4 protein-coding genes are annotated in these 6,979 nt (G+C 61.6%); all 4 read right to left on the bottom strand.

The genetic code is table 11. The annotated features are described in order from the left end of the window. On the bottom strand, positions 1-628 hold a 628-nt coding region (locus tag RTQ46_RS05085), incomplete at its 3' end, for a TonB-dependent receptor plug domain-containing protein (protein ID WP_312435007.1). Positions 629-969: 341 nt separating this feature from the next. Beyond that, positions 970-3,642, bottom strand: coding sequence for a TonB-dependent receptor (locus RTQ46_RS05080; RefSeq protein WP_312435006.1), 2,673 nt, complete (start codon positions 3,640-3,642; stop codon positions 970-972). A gap of 202 nt (positions 3,643-3,844) precedes the next feature. Beyond that, positions 3,845-6,442 (bottom strand): TonB-dependent receptor, encoded by a 2,598-nt coding sequence (locus RTQ46_RS05075; protein ID WP_312435017.1) that lies wholly within the window; start codon positions 6,440-6,442, stop codon positions 3,845-3,847. A 3-nt stretch (positions 6,443-6,445) separates the two neighbouring features. Then, positions 6,446-6,805, bottom strand: coding sequence for a hypothetical protein (locus RTQ46_RS05070; protein ID WP_312435005.1), 360 nt, complete (start codon positions 6,803-6,805; stop codon positions 6,446-6,448). Positions 6,806-6,979: the final 174 nt, after the last annotated feature.

Genomic DNA, 6,979 nt, shown 5'->3' with positions numbered 1-6,979 from the left:
AAATGCTGTAGCCATCGTCTTCGATATCGCCAAAGCCCTTGCTGATCGAGAACGAGTTGCTGGCGCCGCCTTTTTCTTCCGGACGCGAGTACTTGGCGTTCAGTTCCAGTGGCGCTGCGCCTTTTTTCAGGATGAAGTTGATTACGCCGGCAATCGCGTCGGCACCGTACAGGGCCGAGGCGCCGTCGGTCAGCACTTCGACGCGTTCGATGGCGGCCAGTGGAATCGAATTCAGGTCGATGGTGGTGCCCGAGTTGGACGGCGCCAGGCGGCGGCCGTTCAACAGCACCAGGGTGTAGGCAGCACCGATATCGTGCAGCGAGGCCGTGGTCACGCCACCGCCACCGCCGCCGACCGAATCGGCCGCCACGGAAAAGCCCTGCATGGCCGGGATCTGCTGGATGAAATCGGTGACAGTGGTCACGCCGGATTTCTTGATGTCTTTCTGATTGAACGACTGCACCGGCAGCGACGCTTCGGACGCGATGCGTTTGATACTCGAGCCCGTCACTTCCACGCGCTGCATCGGTGCTTCTGTTGTTTCTTGCGCATACGCAGCATGCATGCCGAGGGCAAGACTACCGGCAAACATGACGCGCAACGAACGCGCGATGACATTTTCGACCATGGTTTGAAATTCCTTGTTCTTGTAATAGACACGGCAATTATCTGGAGATAACTTGTTGCCTTATGATAATTAATTTGCTGCTATCCAAATTGGCCAATGAAAATTCGGAATATTTTCAGGCCCGCCATCAAAACATTCACACAGTAAATTGTCAATTTCGTGTCGTAATTTTGGACAGAATGCAACATTATTTTGTTAGATTTACATTGCTTCAGTAATAAAATAACGCGCGCTCTTGCCAGCCGCGCGAAGGCGCGTAAAATAAAACGGCGCACAGCATCGCTGCTGGCGCCGTCATTGCTCCCCGCTGGTCCTGCCTGTGTTTCCGCTGTTTTCCCTTCTTAAAATGTATAGCTGCCGCGCAGATACCACGCCCGGCCGACCGGATCCGTATAGCGCGGGTCATAGCCTTTCTGGAACAGCGTGCCCTGATTTGAAAACGGCGGTTCGCGGTCCAGCAGGTTTTTCACGCCGGCCGTCAGCAGCCAGCCTTGCCGCGTATAGCTGGCCGACAGGTTCAACAGGCTGTACGATGGCACCTCGTGACGGAACTGTTCCTCGACGCTGTTCTGGTCCGTATAGCCGGACTTGAACGCCTGTGACAGGGTGGCGCCCCACGCCCCCAGGCGCCAGTTGAGGGACGCCGTATGCTTCCAGCGAAACACCGGATTGTTGTCCGCATAGCGCCCCACGTTATGGATGAATTGCCCGTCGCGTTCGTTCTGGTAATCGTATTGGTGGGTCCAGGTGCCGTCCACTGCCAGGCTGAGGTCGCCATACCCGCCGCCGCGCCACAGTCGGGCATTGAGGCTGACATCGACGCCATCCGTTTTCACCTTGCCCAGGTTGTCGTTCAGGTCGAGGATGGCGTATGGCGAGCCGTCCGGGTTGCGCAGGAACAGCGCCTTGTATTTTTCGTAGTTGCCGAAGATCGATTGCTCGGGCAGCGAGGCAATCTTGTCTTTCAGGTGGATGTTCCAGTAGTCGACGGCGAGGGTGACGTCCTGCACGGGTTCGAGCACCACGCCGAAGGCAAAAGTCTTCGATTTTTCCGGACGCAGGTTTTCATTGCCGCCTTGCAGCTTGTACTGCTGCAGGTCGCAATCGCGCAGCGGATTGGCGCCAGGCTGGGGTACGCCGCCCGGGCACAGGATCGGATCGTCATAGCTGTCGTTGGTATCGTTGCGCGAGGGCGGCGCATTTTTTTCAAACAGCGTCGGCGCGCGAAAGCCGGTGCTGGCCGAACCGCGCAGTACCAGCCGGTCGCTGGCCTGGTAGCGCAGGCCGACCTTCGGATTGGTGGTGCTGCCGGCGTCGCTGTAGTGGTCGAAGCGGGCTGCCAGCTGCACTTCCAGGTTCTTCACCAGTGGCAGGTTCAGTTCGCCAAATACGGCTTCGATATCGCGCGAGCCGGCTTTTGAGAGCGAACCGGACAGGCCCGAACTGGCGGCCTGGCCGGCGATATCGCGGTTGACATTGAATGCGGCCTTTTCACGCCGCAGCTCCATGCCCAGCGCCAGCGCCAGTGGCCCGCCGGCCAGTTGCGCCAGCTCCCGGCTGCCCTTGAAATCGAAGCCGGTGGTGGTGACCTTGGCGTTCTGCACTTCGCCGCGCAGGGCGGTGCTGGCCAGATAGGCCTTGCCGGCCGCATCCTGTTCGCCGAACGGGTTCAGGATGCCGTTGAGCACGCCGGCGGCAAACGACGCATCCTGCACATAGCCGCCGGTAAAGTCTTCCGACGATTTGCTGATGGCGCGCGACAGCGCGCCCTGGTAATCCCATCCGGCCAGCTCGCCTTCGAGCGCCAGCACCAGGCGGTCGGCCTTGCCGCGCGAGTCGATCTGGCGCTGGCCCGCTTCCACCGGGCGCCAGTTGACGCTCAGCGGCTGGCCCGACAGTCCCGGCTGGGCCGGCACGCCGCCCGCATTGCCCGGGTAGTACGGGCTGCTGCCGGGCAGGATCAGTCCCGTTTGCGGCGGCGGCGCCGTGCGCGCCTTGACCTTGTTATCCGAATGCAGATATTCCAGCGTGGCCAGGTGGCCGCCGCCGAGCTTGAAGGCGCCCTTGCCGAAGAAGGCGAGCTGCTGCTGCGCCGGCAGGTCGTCGATCTGGCGCGTGTAATCCTGGCGGCAGGTGCCATTGGCGGCGGCCACCGACAGCGGCGGCAGGCAGCCGCTGGCCGCGTAGGGGTTGCCGGCCAGGCCGGCGCCGCCGTTGGCGGCCGCATCGAAATAATTGCCGGGGAACGTGGTGCCGCTGGTGATCGACAGGCCGCGCCCGGGAATGATGCCGGTGCTGGAAAAGGCGCGGTCCTGGGAAGTGAGTACCTTCTGCTTGTGATAGTCGAGTACGCCGAACAGATTGTAGCCATCGGTGTCGAGCTGCCCGGTGCCGCTCGACAGATTGACGCGGTGTTCGTCCGCGCCCCGGTGTTCGGGCGCGATGGCCTCGGCCGTGATGGTGGTGGTGTTGACGGAGCGTTTGGTAATGAAGTTGATCACGCCGCCGATGGCGTCGGTGCCGTAGATGGCCGAGGCGCCGTCGCGCAGCACTTCCACCCGTTCCAGTGCGGCAATCGGGATGATGTTCAGGTCGACGCTGGCGCCGTCATACGGATGATTGGCGATGCGCCGGCCATTGAGCAGCACCAGCGTCTTGTCGCCGCCCAGGCCGCGCAGGTCGGCACTGGCCTGGCCGCCCGTGGGCAGGCCGCTGGTATTGCCGCCGACGGCGTTGCCGCTGCCCATGCTCGATGCATTCGACGGTATCTTGCTCAGCACTTCCTGCGCCGTGCTCAATCCTTGCTTGGCAAATTCCTCGGCCTTGAAGATGGACAGCGGCGTGGCCGTTTCCGACACCAGCCGCTTGATCGAGGAACCCGTCACTTCCACGCGCTGCATGGCGGGCGTTGCCGTGTCATCGGCGGTTTGCGCCAGCGCAGCCTGGCTGGTGGCGGCCAGCATGGCGGTGCAGAGCAGGCGTAAGGATGGCGAGGGGATGGTCTTGCATGTCATGCGGCTCTCCTGTTGCGGGTTGTCGGCCGGATGGCCCAGAACCGACTTTGACAGCCGCGACAACAGGAGGATTTGCGCTAACGCAACATGCAACTTTACGCAGGGCTTGCTGGCGGATACCTGTATCTGCGCAGCCACACCGGCATAAAAAAAGGCGGTGATTGCTCACCGCCTTGCAGGCTACATTACGGCTGTGACCAGCTTAGTTGAAGGTGTAGCTGGCGCCAAGCTTGAAGTAGCGGCCGATGGCGCCGCTGGCGTCCATCGGGTTATAGCTCATGCCGCCATAGGTCAGCGGATCGAGCGGCGCGACCTTGTCGGTCACATTGTTGATCGACGCGTACAGCTGCACGTGCTTGCTGACGTTCCAGCGTGTCGACAGGTCCAGCGTGGTGAACGAGGCCAGTTTGCAGCCATTCGGTGCATCGGCGCCGCTGGCCAGGTGCGAGGCGCACAGGTCGCCGGCGAACAGGACGTTTTTCATGTCCGAACGGTAGTTGACGACGCCACTGAGATTCCAGTTGCCGATGTCCCACGAACCGGTCAGGTTGATCTTGTTCTTCGGCGTGCCGGCGCAGTTCGACGTGTCGCAGTTGCCATGCGTGCCGGCATACTGATAGCGTACCGTGTCCGACTCGGCGCGCACCCACGAGGCAACGTGGGTCCAGGTCAGGCCGAACATGGCGCGGCCGTAGTCGCCGAGGCGCACGCGCTGCTTGATGTCGAGGTCGACGCCCTTGATTTCCGTGAAGCTGGAATTGCGGTACGGCGCCTTGGTGATCAACAGGGTACCCGTGCCCGGCACGACCGCACCGTTGATGGTCAGGTTGTTGTCGGCGCGGATGGCGGTCGGCAGGGCGGCGGCCTGGTTGTACGGCAGCGGGTTGATCTCGTTTTCACGCTTGATCTTCCAGCCGTCCAGCGACAGGCTGGTGCCATCGAACGGATCCCAGACCAGGCCCAGGGTGTAGCCCTTCGATTGTTCCGGTTTCAGGTTAGGGTCGCCGATCTTGACGGCCGCCACGGAAGCGGCGCAATCGGTCGAGGTCGCGCCTGGCAGCGGAGTGCCGTTCGGGCAGCGAATCGGATCGCGCACGGTCGAGGTGCCGGTCGATTGCGAGTCGGCATTGCTTTCGGCAGGACCCGGCGCACGGAAGCCTTCCGAGTAAGTGCCGCGCAAGGCGAAGGTCTTGAGCGGCGTCCACTTGGCGCCCAGTTTTGGCGTGGTCGACGAGAAATGGTCATATTTGTCGTAACGCACGGCGCCCGACAGTTCCACGGTCTTGATTACCGGTGCCAGTACTTCCAGGTACACGGCCGAGACCTTGCTGTCGCCCTTGGCGGCAACATAGCTGGAGTTGATCTGGCCCGTTTCGGTGCCCGACAGCGATGGATTGTCCAGCTTGTCGCGGCGGTGTTCGGCGCCCACCGCCAGCCCCATGGCGCCGCCCGGCAGCTGCATCAGCTCGCGCGTGGCCTTGAAGTCGATGATGTCGAGCTTGGTGGTCGAGTCCGAGGTGGCATTGGTCACCATCGCGGCGTACAGCGAGGCGGGATTGCGGCCCGCCTGCGCGCCGATGTAGTACGGGAAATACGGGCTGTTCGGATTGCCCAGCGCGTCCTTCACGACCGCCATGTTCAGCATGTTGCTGTAGTCGAGGTGCAGCTTCGATTCCGAGTGCGTATAGCCGGCGTCGTAGTCCCAGCCTGCCGCCGTGCCTTTGACGCCGAGCACGATGCGGTTGAATTCGTTGTTGGCCGTGCGCGTGCTCGCGCCGACATCGAAGGCCTGGTAGCGCACGCGCACCGGCACGCCGTACGGATTTTGCGGATGGTTGGCGGCCAGCACGATGGTGGTGCCGGCGCCCGAGCCGTAGTTGATCACGCCGTTCGGATTGCTGGCGTTGGGCGGAAAGGCGATGGTCGGCGTGATCGAGGGCGGAATCAGCGTAAATGCGGTGTCGCGTTTCGAGTAGCCCGCTTCCGCATACACCTGGGTATCGGAATTGACTTGCCAGGTGCCGCGCGTGTACAGGTTGATCGATTCGATCTTCGGCTGCATCGAACGGAACTGGTCGTGGTGCGACAGGCAGCCGCCTTTGGGGTCCTGCGGCGAGGAGGCCGACAGCGAGGCGCAGCCGGGCAGCGACACATAATTGAGCGTGTTCGGATCGCGGATCAGGCCGGTCGGAGCCGGACTCACATCGTTGGTGCCATTGATGTAGCCGCCAGCAAACTGCGTGCCGATCGGATAGCCGTATTCGCGCAGGTCGGCCTGGCCGATCCACTTGCGGTCGGCGCGGTCGCGGTTCATCAGCATGGCCGACTTGCTGTATTCGGCATTGAAGACGAAGTTGTATTTGTCGTTTTCCAGGTCGCCCTTGCCGAAGGTCATCGAGGCACGCTGCTGGTTGCCATCGTGATCGCCGGAAGTGCCGGCATCGGCTTTCAGGGCGACGCCCTGGAAATCCTTGCGCAGGATGATGTTGACCACGCCGGCGATGGCGTCGGCGCCATAGGTCGAGGAGGCGCCGTCTTTCAGAATCTCGATCCGTTCGACGATCTGCATGGGAACGGTGGACAGGTCAGTAAAGCTTTTCTGGCCATCATCGGCACGCGCGAACGGCGCCATGCGGCGTCCGTTCAGCAGCACCAGCGTCGAGGTAGCGCCCAGGCCGCGCAGCGAAATCGCCGTCGAGCCTGCAGCAAAACCATTGCCGAAACCGGTAGGCAGCGAGCCGGCGCCATCGGCAGTCAGGGTTTGCAGGTATTCGGCAACGGTGGCCTTGCCTGATCGCAGCAGTTAATCGCGGCCGATTACCTGCACCGGCGAGGCGGTCTCTGCCGTCGCGCGCTTGATGCTCGAACCGGTAATTTCCACCCGCTGCACACTGGCGTCCTGTGCCATTGCCGGGACTGCCATCAGGCCCAGGCTGACTGCGGCCATGCTGCCCGAAAACATTCGTCGTACCGAACGGGACATCACTTTTTCCATCATCATTATCAACTCTCCGAAAGTGGCTTTGCCTGGCCGGTGTACGGCCAGATTGTTTGTGATGAACCCTGACTGCTGCGTCGGCAATCCTGTCATGCATGGCATTTTCAAGGCGGCATGCAAGACACGATCAGACCACTCGGCAAGCAGCGCGTCAACGCGGCACACGGACTATTCGTCACGGAAACAACAGGCCGGCACGATTATTTTTCGGTTTTTTTTATTGCAATTAGGGGAATGTTGCAGCGCGATGCAGGGGTTTCCATCCATATCAAAAATTCTTTTCATTCTTGCATGTAAGAGTTTTTACCAATAACTAATAATGAAGAGTCCGCTTTACTT

The organism is Janthinobacterium sp. (assembly GCF_031995485.1).
Taxonomy (GTDB): Bacteria; Pseudomonadota; Gammaproteobacteria; order Burkholderiales; family Burkholderiaceae_D; genus Janthinobacterium.
The sequence above is the reverse complement of the archived record's forward strand: the minus strand, read 5'-3'. Positions and strand labels throughout refer to the sequence as shown.